We start from the raw sequence: 16,665 nt of genomic DNA, 5'->3' as shown, positions 1-16,665 counted from the left end.
CGCGGGGAAGCGGTGCGACTCGCCTACCCTCGCACCCACTCCTCCACCTCGCTAGAGTGCGCGTGGCCTACGCGGGGTACGGCCACCACGACTGGGAGGACAGCTCGCGATGAGCGACACCACCGACACACCGACCACCAGCCAGAAGTTCACCGCCGAGACCCTGGGCACCTTCGTCCTCGTCTTCTTCGGCTGCGGCGCGGCGATGCGCAGCGGGGGCGACTACGTCGCCACCGGCCTGACCTTCGGGCTCACCGTGGTCGTCATGGCGTACGCCGTCGGCCGCATCTCGGGCGGGCACTTCAACCCCGCCGTGACCCTCGGCGCGGTGCTCGGCGGTCGCCTACCGTGGAACCAGGTCGGCCTCTACATGGCCGCCCAGCTCCTCGGCGGCCTGCTCGCGGGTGCCGTCCTGTTCGGCCTCAACCACGGCTTCGAGGGCTTCAGCGCCGAGGGCAACATGGCGCAGAACTTCTTCGGCGACCAGGGCACGGGCTTCGCCTGGTGGGCCGCGCTCCTGCTCGAGATCATCCTGACCGCCGTCTTCCTCTGGGTCATCCTCGCGGTGACCGACGAGCGCAACGAGGTCAACGTGGCCATGGGCCCGCTGGCGATCGGCCTGGCGCTGGCGATGATCCACTTCGCGTCCATGAGCGCCACCGGCACCTCGGTCAACCCGGCCCGCTCCATCGGCGTGGGCGTCTTCGCCGGCACCGACGCGATCGTCCAGCTCTGGCTCTTCGTCGTCGCTCCCCTCCTCGGCGCGGCGATCGCCGGGCTGACCTACCCGGTCCTCTTCGGCCAGGGCGCTGCGCCGGTCGCCGGCTCCGGACTCAGCTTCAGCGGCGGCCGCAAGGACCGCGCGCCGGCCGGCTACGAGGCCCAGTGGAACCAGGGGCAGCAGTCCAGCTGGGGCCAGCCCGGCGCCGCGTGGGGCGCTCCCCCGCAGCAGCAGTGGGGCCAGCCCGAGCCCTACCAGCAGCAGCCTCCGCAGCAGCCGCCGGCCCAGCCCGGCCAGTGGGGCCAGCCCGAGCCCTACCAGCAGCAGCCGCAGCAGCCGTCGCAGCCCGGACAGTGGGGCGCTCCGGCCCAGACCCAGCAGCCCGGCCAGCCCGGCGCGCCCGGTCACTGGGGCAACCCGGACGGCGACGACGACGGTCGCACCCAGGTGCGCCGCCCCGACTGATCAGTCGACCCGCTGGGCCAGCCATCCGGCGTCGAGGTCCTCGATGCTGACGAGGCCGACACCCTTCTCGTACACGGTGCGGGTCGCGGTGTCGGCCTCGCCCTCTTCCTGGCTCCGCATCTGCACCATCTCCCGCGACTGGTCCTCGACGGTGGTGCTGGCCTGCGGCAGCGCGGGCACGGCGTAGGTCAGCCACCCGTCCCCCAGTCGCGGGCGGGCGGGCATCGCGAGGCCGGCCTCGGCGCCGCCCTCGCCGGCGCGCCACGAGGGGCCGGTGCCGGGGTCGACGCCCACGAGCCAGACGTTGCCGTCCTCGTCCTGGGCGTAGAGGCGGGTCTCCTCCTCGGTCTCACCGTCGATCGTCGTGGTGACCTGCAGCGCGGTGGCCCGCAGGCCGGCGACCTCGGTCGTGCCGGCCGCCACCTCGGCCTCGATGGTGCCCACGCTGCGCCCTGCCTCGGTGACGTCGTAGCGCCACGCGGCCTGCGGCTCGAGCGGGAGCCACGGGTTGTCGACGCCCGCGACGAAGTCGCCGGGGTCCGGGCTGGGCGTCGGGATGACGAGTCCGTTGATCCCCGTGGAGTCGTACGGCGCGGGCTGCCCGATGCCCCCGCAGCCGGCGAGCGCGCCGGCCAGGACCCCGGCCGCGGCGAGGCCCGCCAGGCGTCGTACGGCTCGCACCATGGGCGCCAGCATGCCAGCCGCGTCCCGCTGCTAGCGTCAGCGGGACCACACAGACCGCCCTCACGAGGAGTACCACCGTGACCTCCGAACCTCTCAAGGTGGCCGTCACCGGCGCCGCCGGCCAGATCGGCTACAGCCTGCTCTTCCGCCTCGCCAGCGGCGCGCTGGCCGCGGACCGCCCGATCGAGCTGCGACTGCTCGAGATCGAGCCCGCCCTCAAGGCGCTCGAGGGCGTCGTGATGGAGCTCGACGACTGCGCGTTCCCGAACCTCGCCGGTGTCGAGATCGGCTCGGACGCCGAGAAGATCTTCGACGGCGTCAACCTCGCCCTCCTCGTCGGCGCCCGTCCGCGCGGACCGGGCATGGAGCGCGGCGACCTGCTCTCCGCCAACGGCGCGATCTTCACCGCCCAGGGCAAGGCCCTCAACGCGGTCGCGGCCGACGACGTACGCATCGGTGTCACCGGCAACCCGGCCAACACCAACGCGCTCATCGCGATGAGCAACGCCCCCGACATCCCGCGCGAGCGCTTCTCCGCGCTGACCCGCCTCGACCACAACCGGGCGATCTCCCAGCTCGCGGCCAAGACCGGCGCCAAGGTCACCGACATCACGAAGATGACGATCTGGGGCAACCACTCGGCCACCCAGTACCCCGACCTCTTCCACGCCGAGGTCCGCGGGCAGAACGCCGCCGAGCTCGTCGGCGACCAGGCCTGGCTGGAGAACGACTTCATCCCGACCGTCGCCAAGCGCGGCGCCGCGATCATCGACGCGCGTGGCTCGTCCTCGGCCGCGTCGGCCGCGTCCGCCACGATCGACGCCGCCCGCGACTGGCTGTTCGGCTCGGCGAAGGACGACTGGGTCTCGATGGCCGTCGTCTCCAGCGGCGAGTACGACGTCCCCGAGGGCCTCATCTCCTCGTTCCCGGTGACCACCTCCGGTGGCGACTGGTCGATCGTCGAGGGCCTCGAGATCGACGACTTCTCCCGCGCCCGCATCGACGCCTCGACCGCCGAGCTCGCCGACGAGCGCAACGCCGTCACGGAGCTCGGCCTCATCTGAGCACCACACGACGGCCGGGCCCCGCGGGTGCCCGGCCGTCGTGCTGTCAGAAGCCGGGCTGGTCCGGGATCGAGCCGGCCAGGAAGATCAGTGCCCCGCCGAGGGCGACGAGGACCAGCGCGTCGAGCGCCTTGTGCCGCACCGCGAGCATCCCCGCGTCGCGCGACCTCAGCACCAGACGGACGAGCGCCCCGAACATCAGCGCACCGCCCATCACCCGGATGCCGGTGCGCCACTCGTCGAGCACGACGAGCGCGAGGGCGACCAGGACGACCGCCATCACGAGCAGGTAGAACATGCCGCCGATCGTCGACGGATAGCGCCGGCCGTCGTCCTCTGCCTCGGCGGGGTCCGGCTCGGTCATGAGGAGCGGACGGCCTTCTCGGCGATCTCGACGATGTTGGTCAGGAGCATGGCGCGGGTCATCGGCCCGACGCCCTTGGGGTTGGGCGAGACCCATCCGGCCACGTCCCACACGCCCGGGGCCACGTCACCGGTGACCTTGCCGTCGACGCGCGAGACGCCGACGTCGAGGACCGCGGCGCCGGGCTTGACCATGTCGGCGGTGATGATGCCCGGCACGCCCGCCGCGGCGACGACGATGTCGGCCTGGCGCACGTGGGCGGCCAGGTCCCGGGTGCCCGTGTGGCACAGGGTCACGGTGGCGTTCTCGGAGCGCCGGGTGAGCAGCAGCCCGAGCGGGCGGCCGACGGTGATGCCGCGTCCCACGACGACGACCTCGGCGCCGGCGATCTCGACACCGTGGCGGCGCAGGAGCTCGATCGCGCCGACCGGGGTGCACGGCAGCGGGCCGGCCTCGCCGAGCACGAGCTTGCCGAGGTTGGTCGGGTGCAGTCCGTCGACGTCCTTGTCGGGGTCGACGCGCGAGAGCAGGGCGAACTCGTCGAGCCCGGTCGGCTGCTGCACGATGAAGCCGGTGCAGGCGTCGTCGGCGTTGAGCTCGTCGATGACGGCCTCCACCTCGGCCTGGCTGGCCGTCGCCGGCAGGTCACGCCTGATCGACGTGATGCCGATCTCCGCGCAGTCCTTGTGCTTGGCGCCGACGTACCAGTGGGAGCCGGGGTCGTCGCCGACCAGCACCGTGCCCAGGCCCGGGGTGACCCCCTGCTGCCGGAGGGCCGCGACCCGCTGGGCGAGCTCTGCCTTGATGGTCCGCAGCGTGGCTGCGCCGTCCAGGGTCTGTGCCGTCACGCGGGGCAGTCTAGGGCGTGCGGCTCAGACCCCGACCGGGGCACCGATGCGCACCAGGTGCCGCTCGGCGGCGCGGGCCGCGGGATGCGCCACGACCGCCGCCGTCACCCCGATCAGCGCGATGACGATCCAGCCGGGCGTGCCGACCTGCAGAGCCAGGAACGTGTAGAGCGCCGGGAAGATGATCGGCTCGATCTGGTAGCCCAGGCCCCACACTCCCTGGTAGTCGCCGAGGCGCCGGTGGTCGGACAGCTCGCTGGTGAACGACCAGTCGGCGGCCGACTGCCAGAGCTCGGCGCCCGTGATCGTCACGTGCCCGATCCAGATCAGCAGGATCGACACCCAGCCGACCGTCTCGTGGGTCCACGCGACGAGCGCGCACGACACGATGAAGGCCCATCCCGACCAGCGCACGGCCCGCAGCGACCCGTCGACGGAGTCGGCGACGCGGCTGGCGCGGACCTGCAGCAGCACCGCGAGGACGGTGTTGGTGCCGAACAGCCAGGCCAGCAGGGTGGGCGGGGCGTCGGTGCGCTCGACCAGCCACAGCGGTACGACGACGTTGAGCAGCACCTGGTTGGAGGAGAGCACGCCGTTGCACACGCTCAGCACCACGAAGCCGGGGTTGCGCCACGCCGGCGGGGCAGCCGTGGCCGGGTCGTCGCCCTCGACGACCGGCACCTGGCGCGTGATGACCGGCAGCACGCTCGCGATGAGCACCGCGTTGAGCACCAGCAGCCCACCCGTGACCACCGGGATGAGGGCCACGGCGTCGGTCCCGATCCCGAGGGCGACCCCGCTGGCGCCGGCGCCGAGGGTGTAGCCGACGTTGCGCGCCGCCCGCATGTAGGCGAGCGCCCGGACCCGTACGTCGCGCGGGAAGACCGCGATGCGGTAGACGTTGCGCGCGTTGCGGCCCGCGGTCTCGAAGATCGCGAGCACGCTGAGCATCAGCACGAAGCCGACCATCCCGCCGATCAGCGGCCAGGCGAAGTACAGCGCCGCCTCGACCGCGCTCGCCAGCGCCCACAGCGGCTTGGCGCCCACCCGGTCGGCCAGGCGTCCCATCGGGAGCTGCAGGAGCAGGGTGACCCCGGCCGCGATGGACATGCCGAGGCCGACCTCAGCGCCCGAGAGACCCACGATCTTCGTGAAGTAGACGGCCGTCCCGGTGAGGAAGGTCCCCGTTGCGAACGCCGACAGCACGCACTGCCAGACCAGGTCCCGCTCGAGCTTCGTCGGCGGGAGGATGCGTTGCCACCAGCGCACGTCGTACCTCCGAGAGTTATCTTGACGTCAAGATAACACCCTCGGGGCGACGTAGGTCTCGATACACGCCGTCGCACTCGACCTTTCCACTCGCGGGTCCGCTGGCGCGGCCCCTCAGTGGAAGAAGTGCCTCGTGCCGGTGAGGTACATCGTCACGCCGGCGGCCTCGCAGGCGGCGACGACCTCGGGGTCACGGACCGAGCCGCCGGGCTGCACGATGGCCTTCACCCCCGCGTCGATGAGGATCTGGGGTCCGTCGGCGAAGGGGAAGAACGCGTCGGAGGCGGCGACCGCGGACGAGGCCCGCTCCCCCGCCCGCTCGACCGCGAGGCGGCACGAGTCGACGCGGTTGACCTGTCCCATCCCGACGCCGACCGAGGCGCCGCCGGCGGCGAGCAGGATCGCGTTGGACTTCACCGCGCGGCAGGCGCGCCAGGCGAACGCCAGGTCGGCCAGCACCTCGTCGGAGGCGGCCTCGCCGGTGGCCAGCGTCCACGTGGCGGGGTCGTCGCCCTCGGCCGAGATCACGTCGCGGTCCTGCAGCAGCAGCCCGCCGGAGACCGCGCGCATCTCACCGCCGCCGCGCGCGAGGGGCGCGCACTCGAGGATGCGGATGTTCTTCTTCGCCTGCAGCGCCTCGATCGCGCCGTCCTCGTAGCCGGGCGCCACGATGACCTCGGTGAAGATCTCGGCGACCTGCCGGGCCATCTCCACCGACACCGGCACGTTGGTGGCGATGACGCCGCCGAAGGCGCTGACCGGGTCGCACTCGTGGGCCTTGCGGTGCGCGGCCGCCACGTCGTCGCCGACCGCGATGCCGCACGGGTTGGCGTGCTTGATGATGGCGACGGCCGGCTCGTCGAAGTCGTACGCCGCCCGGCGGGCCGCGTCGGCGTCGACGTAGTTGTTGTAGGACATCTCCTTGCCGTGGTGCTGCGTGGCCTGCGCGAGGCCGGGGCCGCCGAGCAGGAAGCCGTTGGTGTAGAGCGCGGCGCCCTGGTGCGGGTTCTCGCCGTAGCGCAGCACCGCGGCCTTGTCCCACGTCGCGCCCATCCACTCCGGGAAGCCCGTGCCCTCGCTGGTGTCGGTGAGCACGTTGCCCATCCACGACGCCACGTGCACGTCGTACGTCGCGGTGTGCACGAACGCCTCGGCAGCCAGCCGCTGGCGCTCGGCCAGCGTGAACCCGCCGGCGGCCACGGCGGCCAGCACGTCGTCGTACGCCGCGGGCGAGGTGACGATGGCGACGCTCGGGTGGTTCTTGGCGGCGGCGCGCACCATCGACGGGCCGCCGATGTCGATCTGCTCCACGCACTCGTCCGGGCTCGCGCCCGAGGCGACCGTCTGCGTGAAGGGGTAGAGGTTGCTCACCACGAGGTCGAACGGCTCGACGCCGAGGTCGGCCAGCTGCTGCACGTGCGAGTCGAGGCGGCGGTCGGCGAGGATGCCGGCGTGCACGCGCGGGTGCAACGTCTTGACCCGGCCGTCGAGGCACTCGGGGAAGCCGGTGAGGTCCTCGACCTTGGTGACCGGCAGGCCGAGCGACTCGATCAGGGCGGCGGACCCGCCGGTGGAGACCAGCTCGACGCCGGCGTCGTGCAGGCCTCGGACCAGGTCGTCGAGCCCGGCCTTGTCGTAGACGGAGACGAGCGCGCGCTTGATGGCGATGCGGTCAGCAGTGAGGTCAGGGGCGGACGGTGACACGGGACTCCTCGGTCGATTCGAGTCGGGGGCACCCAGGCGTTCGATGCCCTCGCGCGTCACTCCCTGGTGGTGGCCCACCTGCGCCAGTCGTGTGGGTGCAGCCTACCGAGCAGGGGCCCCGATGCGAACCCGGCGGCCCTCCACCGAGATCCCCTCCCGGGCGATGCGCCCGACGGTCTCGACGAGCATGGCGCGCTCGGCGGCCTTGATCCGCTCGTGCAACGACGCGACGTCGTCGTCCTCGGCGACCTCGACCGGCACCTGCGCCACGATCGGCCCGGTGTCGACACCCCCGTCGACCACGAAGAGCGTGGCGCCGGTGACCTTGACGCCGTGCTCGAGGGCGTCGCGGGGACCGTGCATCCCGGGGAAGGCGGGGCACAGCGCCGGGTGGGTGTTGACGGTGAGGAACCGCTCGAGGAAGTCGGTCGAGAGCAGCTTCATGAATCCCGCCGAGACCACGAGGTCGGGCTCGAAGGCGGCCACCTTGTCGGACATGGCTCGGTCCCAGTGCTCGCGCGAGGTGTAGTCGGCGACCTTCGCCACGAAGGTCGGCACCCCGGCCCGGTCGGCCCGCGCCAGGCCCTCGATGTCGTCGCGGTCCGCGCCGACCGCCACGACGCGGGCGCCGTACGACGGATCGGCGCAGGCGTCGAGCAGGGCCTGGAGGTTGGTGCCGGCGCCGGACACCAGGACGACGAGACGGGCGGGGCTGGTCGCGGTCACGCCCTTGATCCTAGGCGCGGTGGCCGGGCCCCTTGCCGGGCGTCCGCTCCCGCACGAGCCGCCCCGCGACCAGGGCGGCGATCCCCGTGGTGATGGGCACGGCCGCGAGGATGCCGAGCCCGCCGACGAGGCCGCGCACGACCTCCTGGGCCACGATCTCCTGGCTGACGGCGATGCCGAACGGCAGGTCGAGGGCCGAGAAGACGAGCATCAGCGGCAGCGTGGCGCCGACGTAGGCCAGGACCAGGGTGTTGACCGTGGAGGCGGCGTGCGAGCGTCCGATCCGCATCGCCCGCACGAACAGCGACCGGGTGCTGGCGTCGGGGTCGACGTCGGCGAGCTCCCAGACCGCCCAGGTCTGGGTGACCGTGACGTCGTCGAGCACGCCGAGGGCGCCGATGACGAGCCCGGCGAGGAGCAGGCCGCGCAGGTCGACCTGCGCCGCGATGCCGGAGATGTACTGGCTGCCCTCGTCGACCAGGCCCGTGAAGTGGCCGATGCCGGTGAAGACCCACCCGATGCCGCCGATGAGCGCGAGCGAGACGAGGGTCCCGAGCATCGCCACGGTCGAGCGCACGTCGAAGCCGTGGGAGAGGTAGAGCGTGACGAGCATGATCGCGGCGGCGGTGACGACGGCGACCGCGAGCGGCGAGGAGCCCTCCATGATGGCGGGCAGCGTGAAGACCGCGATGAGCACGAGCGAGTACGCCAGGCTGGCGAGGGCGCCGATCCCGCGCCACCGCGACAGCGCGAGCACGCCGACCGCGAAGAGGATCGTCAGCGTCAGCAGCGGCGGCCCGCGGTCGAAGTCCTGGAAGGCGTACCGCTCCCCCTTCGGCGCCTGCCCGGCGAACGACACGATGATCCGGTCGCCGGCCTGCACCTCGGGCGCGTTGTCGCCATAGGGCAGCAGGGCCTCGACCGTGCCGGGAGCCCCCGGACCGCTGAGCAGCTCGACCTCGGCGAGCCGGCAGCCGACCACGTCCTGGCGGCACTCACCGATGCCGAGGACCTTCGCGGTGCCCCGCTCGACGTCGACCCCCGGCCCCGTGAGCTCGAGGTCCCCGTCGGGCCAGAGCACCGCCAGCCCGATCACGGTGGCCAGCACCAGAGGTCCGACCAGCAGCGCGACGAGCACCCGGAGGTGACGGGGGGCAGGCCCGAGGGACGGCCTGTCGCCGTGGCTGTGACCGGCTCCCACGATCAGTCCTCTGCGGCCTCGTCGCCCGGGGTCTCGGCCCACGTGCGGGCCGAGCGCCAGGCGAGCAGGGCCAGCACCGAGGCGCCGAGCAGGGCGCCGATGCCGCACGCGGTCACGGAGTGAACGAGCACGTCGCGGGTGAACGGCCCGACGAAGCGCATCCGGCCCGGGCCGGCGGACCCGCCGGACAGCGACGTCAGGACGGTGAGGCCGAGACCGGCGACGATGCCTCCGCCGCAGCCGGCGAGCGCGATCCGGTCCCACGTGAGCGGTCGACGACGCAGGACCCGGACGGCGGCGACGGCGGCAGCGATCGGGGGCAGCAGCATGAGGGCGCCGACCCAGCCGGCGGGCGTGCCCGCAGCCGGCAGTGCGGCGAGCAGGGGCACGACCGGCAGCGGCCCGAGGACCACGGCGCCGGGCGAGACGAGCGTGGCCCCGCCGACGGCGAACCCGGGGCCGAGCAGGAACGACCCGGTGAAGAGGACGGCGTTGGGCACGAACGCGGCGTTGACCAGGGCGTAGAGGCCGGCCTCCGACGGGCTCGGGTGCAGCTGCGAGGTCATCGTGGCGGCGTCGTCGAAGGAGAGGCCCAGCGCCACCACGAAGACCAGCGCGGACACCACGAGGAGGGTGCCGATCACCGCGCCTGCCACAGCGGCCCCGGCGCGCACGGTGGCGGGCATGAAGGCCGTCCAGATCGCTGCGCGCCCCGAGCCGATCGCGATCGCCGGGGCGGCGACGAACGCCGTCATGAGGATCGTCCAGACCAGCACGCGCGGCACCGACGGGTCGGCGGTGGAGCCGGCCGCGAGGGTGGCCACCACGACCGCCACCACGGCGTAGCCGGCGAAGAAGGTGAGGATCGCGGTGGGCACGGTGAAGTCGCGCTCGCCGTCGGAGATCCGGTCGGCGTCGGGCCCGTGACCCGAGACGGCGTCGCCCACCCGGTGGCCCAGGCGCCACATCGACCAGGCCGAGACCGCGGTCAGGCCGAGCGGCACGAGCGAGATCCGGGCCCCCATCACGGTGAAGCCCGAGCCGTGCCCGGCCAGCCAGGCCAGGGCCGCCACCCGCATGCCGTCGCGCGGGGCGCCGTGCACGCCGGCGTCGGTGATGAACCAGCCGATCACGCCCACGGCCAGCAGGACGACCAGCGGCCCCAGCGCGGCGAGGACGCCGCCGAGCGTCGCGATCAGCACCAGCGGACGCGGTCGGGCAGCGTCGGCCCGCGCAGTGTCGGGACGGGTGAGGAGCGACGTCATGGCCGAGCCATCATCACCCGGGCGGCAGCGCGGATCGTGCTCCCACGCCGCCCCGGAGGAGGCTGCGGGAACGATGTGCGCGGCGGGTGCCACTGCCGTACCGTGGAACGCCTCATGAGGAGCCCGGAGACCTTCGACGCCTACTACGTCGAGACACGCACACGACTCCTGCACGAGGCCTACGCGCTGACCGGTGACGCCCCCGCCGCGCGCGCTGCCGTGCGGGACGCCTTCGTCGTCGCCTGGCACCACTGGCGCAAGGTGGGCCGGCTCGACGACCGCGACGCCTACATCCGCCCCCTCGCCTTCCGCCGGGCGCGACGCCGGCACACCGCGCGCATCTGGCACCGCGACAAGTCCCTGGCCCCGGAGGCCAGGGCGACGCTCGACGCGCTGTCCAAGCTCAGCGCCACGCAGCGCGAGCTGCTGGTGCTCAACGCGCTGTCGGCGCTCTCCCTGACCGAGATCGGCCGGATGGTCGGGCTCCCCCGGTCCGACGCGGAGCGCGAGCTGCAGACCGCGACCTCGCAGTTCGCCCTCCACCGCGACGTGCCGACGACCGAAGCACGCCGCCTGCTGCAGGACCTCTCCGGGCCGCTCGACGCGATCCGCTGGCCGCGCGCGACGGTGATCCGCCGCTCCGGCGCCGCGCGTCGGCGTACGCACACGGTGATCGGCGCCGCCCTGGCCACCGCCGCGCTGGTCGCCTCGGGCTCGCTGGTGGCCACGGGCTCGGAGGCCGAGGCCACGAGCCTGAGCGAGGAGAAGGCCTCCCCCGGCGTCACCGTCCACGCCCCCCGGACGGAGACCGGCGAGGCGATCATCGATGAGGCATCGTTGCTCTCGTCGAGCCAGATGGGGCGCTTCGGCCCCGGGCTCGACTGGTCCGAGAAGGCGACCACCGACAACCTCGGCGGCGACGGCCTGCTCGCGCCGTGCCAGCGCGAGCGCTTCGCCGATCCCGACGGCGTCACCGCGCTCGCCCGCACCTACGAGGGGTCGGTGACCCGCACCGTGCGCCGCACCGTGGGCAAGGGCGACAAGCAGCGCACCCGCAAGCGCGAGGTGGAGCGGGTGGAGTCGACCGCGGTCCAGCTCGTCGAGATGTCCCGCGACCCCGACCGGGCCGCGCAGGGCTTCGCCGCCGCCTCGGTCTGGTACGCCGGGTGCACCGACCCCCGCACACAGCTCGTCTCCACCCGCGCCGTCAAGCGGGTGGGCGACGACGCCCTCGCGCTCCGGCTGCGCTCCTGGAGCAAGGAGCCGACCACGATCAGCGTCGCGATGGCCCGCACCGGCACCCTCGTGGTGACCAACGTGGTGCGCAGCCGGGGTCGCGCCGTGAGCGACAAGGCAGCCATCACCGGCCTCGCCGCGGCCGTCAACGGCCTGTGCGGCACCGAGGGCGCCGGGGCCTGCGCCGGCCGGGCCCGGGCGCGTACGACGCCTCCGATCGACATCGGCACGCCGGGCGGGCTGCTGTCGGTCGTGGACCTGCCCCCGGTGGCGGCGGTGCGCGGCCCGTGGGTGGGCACCGACCCCGAGCGGGCGAGGAACAACTACGCCGCGACGCGGTGCGACCGCACCACGTTCGCGGGCAAGGGCATCAGCCGGGCCCTGACCCGCACCTTCCTCTTCCCCGAGACCCCGAATGCCTCCCAGCTCGGCCTCACCCAGACCGTCGGCGCGATGGCCGAGGGCAAGGCGCGCGACTTCGTCGAGCAGGTCCGCGACCGGATCCGCCAGTGCGGTCGCGAGAACCTCGGCACGAGCGTGACCGAGCTGGCGTCCTCGTCGTCCAAGGCGACCGACCTGAGCGTGTGGTCACTGTCGATCGAGCTCAGCGACAAGCAGTCCTTCCCCTTCCTGATGGCGATCGTGCGCGACGGCACCGCGGTGTCGCAGCTCGGCTTCGCCCCGGACCGCAACATGACCATGTCGCGCGCCGACTTCGTCGCCCTCTCCCGCCGGGTCATGGAGCGGCTCGAGGCGCTCGACGCCAAGGGCTGACGGACAACCTTTTGGCTCGCGGCACGTCTCACCGCACATGAGGACACGCGCGGCCCTGCTGCTCGCCCCGCTGCTGCTCCTGGCCGGATGCGCCGCCACCCCCGTGCCCGCAGCGGGTCCCGTGGTGCCGCGCGCTCCGGCGGAGCTGCCGCTGCACGCCGGGTGGCCCGACGGCCTGCGCAGCCCGCTGCCGGTCACCATGGACCTGCCCAGCTGCGACGACGGCAGCGGACCGCCACCGAACCGCCCCGGGGCCGACCGGCTGAGTGCGCACTGGGGCACGCGCGCCCGCGGCCGGCAGCTGACGACGTACGACGACCGCGCGGAGGCCGCAGCAGCGGCTCGGCGGCTCGCGAGCTACTACCACCGGTGCCCGGTCACCACCTCCCGGGAGCTGCCCTGGACGACCACCACGACCGTGCGGCCCGACACCGTCGGGGACGAGTCCTGGACGGTGTCGTTGCGCCTTGACATCGAGGGAGCGCCCGCCGGGGCGACGACCCTGCTCGTGGTCCGGGTCGGCAGCAGGGTCCTGGTCGACCAGGCCGGCACGACCTTCGGGGCGGGCCGGACCGCCGCCGCGCAGGTGGCCGCCGTCGTGGGCGACCAGCGCAGGCGTGCCGCCCAGCTGGTCACGGCGATGGAAGACCTGCCGGGCTGACGCAACCTTTCGGCGCCTCGCGGGGTCATACCTGTCGTGAAGCGCCGCGCACGGCTCGTGACCGCCGTCCTGACCTGCACCCTGGCTCTGGCCGGGTGCGGCGACGAGCCGTCCGACCTCGCGTCCGGCGACGGCGGCGGAGCCCGGGGCGAGCAGTCCTCGGAGACCGGCCCGGAGTCCGGCACCACGGAGCCCGTCGGCACCGAGATCCCCGACGACTTCCCCCTGGCCTCCGGGATGGGCGGGCCGGAGGACGAGATCCTCACCTCGCGGACCGGCACCGGGCTGCGCGACCTCGAGCTGTGCGGCACCGCGCCGCTGCGCGGGCTCGGCATCCGCGACCGGATGGTCGTCGACAACAGCGGCGGCGAGTCCGCTGACACCCGCGAGCTGGTGCTGCTGGGCAACCCGGACGAGACGCGCCTGGTCGCCGAGGCGTTCGCCGACCTCGCCTCCGGCTGCGACAAGCCGGACGCCCGCGGGGGCATGGAGACGACCACCGAGGTCGTCGCGTCGCCGTTCCGGCCGGAGCCGGCCACCACGCTCGTGCAGACCTACACCTTCGACGGCGAGCCCGGGACCGGTGTCACCGTCGTGCACGTCGTGCCCGTCGGCGCGGCGCTGCTGGTCACGTCGACCTACGGCCAGTGGACGCGCGACGAGGCCCAGCAGGCCGTCGACCAGACCGTCGCACCCCTGCGCGAGAGCGTCGCGGCGCTCGAGATGTTCGACGACGGCACCACGCCGACCGGCGAGGCCACCCCCGAGACCAGTCCCGAGAGCAGTCCCGAGGCCGCTCCCGACGTGACGATCCCGGCGGGCTTCCCGCTGGGGGCCGGGATGGTGGCGGACGGCGGCGACTTCGACGTCAGCGCGCCCTCCCCGGACGGCGACGGGATGGGCGCGGTCGAGATGTGCGGCCGCGTCGTGTGGCCGACCGGCGACGGCCGGGGGGCCGCGCGGCTCGTCACGAGCGCCGAGGGCCCGGAGTACCTCGACGCCCGCGAGCTGCTGGTCCACGGCGACGCGGAGCAGGCACTGGCCGCGATGGGGGCGGTCCGGCGCGCGGCGGCGGAGTGCCGCAGCTTCGACAACCAGGTGTGGACCGTGCTCGACCGGGAGACCGGCTACGACACGGTCACGATGGGCCTGACCTACGACGACGGCCTGGGGAGCTCGATCTTCCAGGTGACCCGTGTCGGTTCGGCCCGATTGATGGTGCAGACGTACGGTGAGGGCTCGCTCGCATCGCTGGAGAGCCAGGCCGACGAGGTCACGGGGACCACGAAGAAGATCCTTCCGGCGATGTGCGTGTTCACGAAAACGGGGTGTTAGTCCATGTCCATTCCATCGACGCTTGCCAGCTCGGCCTGCCCGACCCTTCCCTCACCGCGCCGCATCTCTGCGGTCGCGCCGGTCCGCCTGCTCGGCGCCCACGTGGTCTGGCGGCTGCTGTGGGACGCCCAGCGCCCGGCGCGGGGCGAACGCCAGACGGCCCCGCAGGTGGACCTGCAGGGCCGTCTCGAACGTGCTGTGGAGCAGTGATCAGAGGTTCTCGAGGATCTCTCGCATCAGCGCGGCGGTCTCCGACGGCGTCTTGCCGACCTTGACCCCGGCGGCCTCGAGGGCCTCCTTCTTGGCCTGGGCGGTGCCCGAGGAACCCGACACGATCGCGCCCGCGTGGCCCATGGTCTTGCCCTCGGGCGCGGTGAAGCCGGCGACGTAGCCGACGACCGGCTTCGTCACGTGCTCCTTGATGTACGCCGCGGCGCGTTCCTCGGCGTCGCCACCGATCTCACCGATCATCACGATCGCCTTGGTCTCGGGGTCGTTCTCGAAGGCCTCGAGCGCGTCGATGTGCGTGGTGCCGATGATCGGGTCCCCACCGATGCCGATGGCGGTGGTGAAGCCGTAGTCCTTCAGCTCGTACATCATCTGGTAGGTCAGGGTGCCCGACTTGGAGACGAGGCCGACCGGGCCCTTGCCCGCGATGGTGTGCGGCGTGATGCCGGCCAGCGACTCCTCCGGCGTGATGATGCCGGGGCAGTTCGGGCCGATCATCCGGGTGGCCTTGCCCTCGAGGTAGGCCACGACCTCGGCGGTGTCGAGGACCGGCACGCCCTCGGTGATCACCACGAGGAGCGGGATCTCGGCGTCGATGGCCTCGATGCAGGCGTCCTTGGTGAAGGCCGGCGGCACGAAGGCGACCGAGACGTTGGCGTCGGTCTCCTTCATCGCCTCCTCGACGGTGCCGAAGACGGGGAGCTCCTTGCCGCCGAGCTCGACGGTCGTACCGGCCTTGCGGGCATTGACGCCGCCGACGATGTTGGCGCCGGACTCGACCATGAGGGTGGTGTGCTTGGCACCCATCCCGCCCGTCATGCCCTGGACGATGATGCGGCTGTCCTTGTTGAGGTAGATAGACATATCTTCGGTTCTCTCTCTCAGGCCTGGTGGGCGAGCTCGGCGGCCTTGTCGGCCGCGCCGTCCATCGTGTCGACCATGGTCACCAGCGGGTGGTTGGCCTCGGCCAGGATGCGGCGGCCCTCCTCGACGTTGTTGCCGTCGAGGCGGACGACCAGCGGCTTGGTCTCCTCGTCGCCGAGGATGTCCAGCGCGCCCACGATGCCGTTGGCGACCTCGTCGCACGCGGTGATGCCGCCGAAGACGTTGACGAAGACGCTCTTCACCTGCGGGTCCCCGAGGATGATGTGCAGCCCGTCGGCCATCACCTGGGCGTTGGCGCCGCCACCGATGTCGAGGAAGTTGGCGGGCTTCACCCCGCCGTGCGCCTCACCGGCGTAGGCCACGACGTCGAGGGTGCTCATCACGAGGCCCGCGCCGTTGCCGATGATGCCGACCTCGCCGTCGAGCTTGACGTAGTTGAGGTTCTTGTCCTTCGCGGCGGCCTCGAGGGGGTCCTCCTCCTCGCGGATGGCGAACTGCGCGTGGTCGGGGTGACGCACCTCGGAGGCGTTCTCGTCGAGTGAGACCTTGCCGTCGAGGGCCTCGAGCCGGTCGCCCTCGAGGCGGGCCAGCGGGTTGACCTCCACCAGGGTGGCGTCCTCCTCGACGTAGACCTGCCAGAGCTTCTGGACCATCTCGATGGCCTGGTCGCGCAGCTCGGCGGGGAACTTGGCCTCGTCGACGATCGCAGCGGCCTTCTCCGGGGTCACCCCCTCGATCGCGTTGATCGGGATCTGGCGGACCGCGTCGGGGTTGGTCTTGGCGACCTCCTCGATCTCCACGCCGCCCTCGACCGATGCGATGCACAGGTGCGAGCGGTTGGAGCGGTCGAGCAGGAAGGAGAAGTAGTACTCCTCCACCGGCGGGGTCGCCGGGGTGACCAGCACCCGGTTGACGCGCAGGCCCTTGATCTCCATCCCGATGATGTCGCGGGCGTAGGACTCGGCCTCGTCAGCGGTCTTGGCGATCTTCACGCCGCCGGCCTTGCCGCGGCCGCCGGCCTTGACCTGGGCCTTGATGACGGTGACGCCGCCCATCTCCTCGGCAGCTGCTCGCGCGGCCTCGGGGGTCTCTGCGACCACACCGAGTGTGGTGGCTACTCCATGCTTGGCGAAGAGCTCCTTCGCCTGAAATTCCATCAGGTCCACGAGGTGACCGATCCTTTTCGTCTTGCGAACAGTGGCGGGGATTCCCTCTCGGCACCCTAGACCTCCCCA

The 16,665-nt window shown here is 72.7% G+C and carries 15 protein-coding genes, 1 pseudogene and 1 riboswitch; of the genes and pseudogenes, 6 read left to right on the top strand and 10 right to left on the bottom strand.

What is annotated here, in order from left to right; translation table 11 throughout:
- Positions 1 to 109: 109 nt before the first annotated feature.
- Positions 110 to 799, top strand: a pseudogene (locus ACS3YM_RS02945) (MIP family channel protein); the annotation flags it as partial.
- A gap of 387 nt (positions 800 to 1,186) precedes the next feature.
- Here ACS3YM_RS02945 and ACS3YM_RS02940 read toward each other — a convergent pair.
- The gene (locus tag ACS3YM_RS02940) at positions 1,187 to 1,882 is read right to left on the bottom strand and encodes a hypothetical protein (RefSeq protein WP_439938584.1); all 696 of its coding nucleotides are present in this window, start codon (positions 1,880 to 1,882) and stop codon (positions 1,187 to 1,189) included.
- A 65-nt stretch (positions 1,883 to 1,947) separates the two neighbouring features.
- Between ACS3YM_RS02940 and ACS3YM_RS02935 the strand changes: the two genes are divergently transcribed.
- Positions 1,948 to 2,934, top strand: a complete 987-nt coding sequence (locus ACS3YM_RS02935; RefSeq protein ID WP_439938583.1) for a malate dehydrogenase — start codon at positions 1,948 to 1,950, stop codon at positions 2,932 to 2,934.
- A gap of 46 nt (positions 2,935 to 2,980) precedes the next feature.
- Here ACS3YM_RS02935 and ACS3YM_RS02930 read toward each other — a convergent pair whose 3' ends face one another.
- The 7 genes from ACS3YM_RS02930 to ACS3YM_RS02900 all read right to left on the bottom strand — a co-directional run bounded on the left by ACS3YM_RS02930 (position 2,981) and on the right by ACS3YM_RS02900 (position 10,311).
- Positions 2,981 to 3,298, bottom strand: coding sequence for a DUF3017 domain-containing protein (locus ACS3YM_RS02930; RefSeq protein ID WP_439938582.1), 318 nt, complete (start codon positions 3,296 to 3,298; stop codon positions 2,981 to 2,983).
- Positions 3,295 to 4,146 carry a bifunctional methylenetetrahydrofolate dehydrogenase/methenyltetrahydrofolate cyclohydrolase gene (locus tag ACS3YM_RS02925; RefSeq protein ID WP_439938581.1) on the bottom strand — a complete coding sequence of 284 codons (852 nt, stop codon included), beginning with the start codon at positions 4,144 to 4,146 and terminating at the stop codon, positions 3,295 to 3,297. Before ACS3YM_RS02925 ends, ACS3YM_RS02930 begins: the two co-directional genes overlap by 4 nt.
- Before the next feature lie 24 nt (positions 4,147 to 4,170).
- The gene (locus tag ACS3YM_RS02920; protein ID WP_439938580.1) at positions 4,171 to 5,415 is read right to left on the bottom strand and encodes an MFS transporter; all 1,245 of its coding nucleotides are present in this window, start codon (positions 5,413 to 5,415) and stop codon (positions 4,171 to 4,173) included.
- Between the two features lie 114 nt (positions 5,416 to 5,529).
- Complete coding sequence (purH, locus tag ACS3YM_RS02915; RefSeq protein ID WP_439938579.1) at positions 5,530 to 7,119, bottom strand: bifunctional phosphoribosylaminoimidazolecarboxamide formyltransferase/IMP cyclohydrolase; 1,590 nt, start codon at positions 7,117 to 7,119, stop codon at positions 5,530 to 5,532.
- A gap of 23 nt (positions 7,120 to 7,142) precedes the next feature.
- Positions 7,143 to 7,219: riboswitch (ZMP/ZTP riboswitch) on the bottom strand.
- 2 nt (positions 7,220 to 7,221) lie between these two features.
- Positions 7,222 to 7,845, bottom strand: a complete 624-nt coding sequence (purN, locus tag ACS3YM_RS02910; RefSeq protein ID WP_439938578.1) for a phosphoribosylglycinamide formyltransferase — start codon at positions 7,843 to 7,845, stop codon at positions 7,222 to 7,224.
- Positions 7,846 to 7,855: 10 nt separating this feature from the next.
- A complete protein-coding gene (locus ACS3YM_RS02905; RefSeq protein ID WP_439938577.1) occupies positions 7,856 to 9,046 on the bottom strand; it encodes a YibE/F family protein in 1,191 nt (396 codons plus the stop codon).
- Positions 9,047 to 9,048: 2 nt separating this feature from the next.
- Positions 9,049 to 10,311 carry a cell division protein PerM gene (locus tag ACS3YM_RS02900; RefSeq protein WP_439938576.1) on the bottom strand — a complete coding sequence of 421 codons (1,263 nt, stop codon included), beginning with the start codon at positions 10,309 to 10,311 and terminating at the stop codon, positions 9,049 to 9,051.
- A 114-nt stretch (positions 10,312 to 10,425) separates the two neighbouring features.
- On the opposite strand from ACS3YM_RS02900, the gene ACS3YM_RS02895 reads away from it, so the two are divergent.
- From ACS3YM_RS02895 to ACS3YM_RS02880, 4 genes are read left to right on the top strand one after another with little or no spacing between them, the layout of a single operon-like run.
- Positions 10,426 to 12,321 (top strand): hypothetical protein, encoded by a 1,896-nt coding sequence (locus ACS3YM_RS02895; RefSeq protein ID WP_439938575.1) that lies wholly within the window; start codon positions 10,426 to 10,428, stop codon positions 12,319 to 12,321.
- Positions 12,322 to 12,358: 37 nt separating this feature from the next.
- The gene (locus tag ACS3YM_RS02890) at positions 12,359 to 12,982 is read left to right on the top strand and encodes a hypothetical protein (protein WP_439938574.1); all 624 of its coding nucleotides are present in this window, start codon (positions 12,359 to 12,361) and stop codon (positions 12,980 to 12,982) included.
- A 36-nt stretch (positions 12,983 to 13,018) separates the two neighbouring features.
- On the top strand, positions 13,019 to 14,317 hold the full coding sequence (locus ACS3YM_RS02885; protein ID WP_439938573.1) for a hypothetical protein: 1,299 nt from the start codon (positions 13,019 to 13,021) through the stop codon (positions 14,315 to 14,317).
- Between the two features lie 3 nt (positions 14,318 to 14,320).
- Complete coding sequence (locus tag ACS3YM_RS02880) at positions 14,321 to 14,527, top strand: hypothetical protein (protein WP_439938572.1); 207 nt, start codon at positions 14,321 to 14,323, stop codon at positions 14,525 to 14,527.
- On the opposite strand, the gene sucD is transcribed toward ACS3YM_RS02880, so the two are convergent.
- Together sucD and sucC are read right to left on the bottom strand one after the other, a co-directional pair.
- Entirely contained in the window at positions 14,528 to 15,409 is an 882-nt protein-coding gene (gene sucD / locus ACS3YM_RS02875; RefSeq protein ID WP_439938571.1) for a succinate--CoA ligase subunit alpha, read from the bottom strand.
- 17 nt (positions 15,410 to 15,426) lie between these two features.
- Entirely contained in the window at positions 15,427 to 16,596 is a 1,170-nt protein-coding gene (gene sucC / locus ACS3YM_RS02870) for an ADP-forming succinate--CoA ligase subunit beta (protein ID WP_439938570.1), read from the bottom strand.
- Positions 16,597 to 16,665: the final 69 nt, after the last annotated feature.

The sequence above is a fragment of the Nocardioides sp. N13(2025) genome, from assembly GCF_051912545.1.
Lineage (GTDB): Bacteria > Actinomycetota > Actinomycetes > Propionibacteriales > Nocardioidaceae > Nocardioides.
Note: the sequence above shows the minus strand (reverse complement) of the source record. Positions and strands in the feature narration are given on the sequence as shown.

Bases quoted from the DNA above. Each gene is read 5' to 3' on its own strand.
- ACS3YM_RS02880 (WP_439938572.1), top strand. From the start codon at position 14,321: ATGTCCATTCCATCGACGCTTGCCAGCTCGGCCTGCCCGACCCTTCCC.
- ACS3YM_RS02895 (WP_439938575.1), top strand. From the start codon at position 10,426: ATGAGGAGCCCGGAGACCTTCGACGCCTACTACGTCGAGACACGCACA.
- ACS3YM_RS02940 (WP_439938584.1), bottom strand. From the start codon at position 1,882: ATGCTGGCGCCCATGGTGCGAGCCGTACGACGCCTGGCGGGCCTCGCC.
- ACS3YM_RS02890 (WP_439938574.1), top strand. From the start codon at position 12,359: ATGAGGACACGCGCGGCCCTGCTGCTCGCCCCGCTGCTGCTCCTGGCC.
- ACS3YM_RS02930 (WP_439938582.1), bottom strand. From the start codon at position 3,298: ATGACCGAGCCGGACCCCGCCGAGGCAGAGGACGACGGCCGGCGCTAT.
- sucD (WP_439938571.1), bottom strand. From the start codon at position 15,409: ATGTCTATCTACCTCAACAAGGACAGCCGCATCATCGTCCAGGGCATG.
- ACS3YM_RS02900 (WP_439938576.1), bottom strand. From the start codon at position 10,311: ATGACGTCGCTCCTCACCCGTCCCGACACTGCGCGGGCCGACGCTGCC.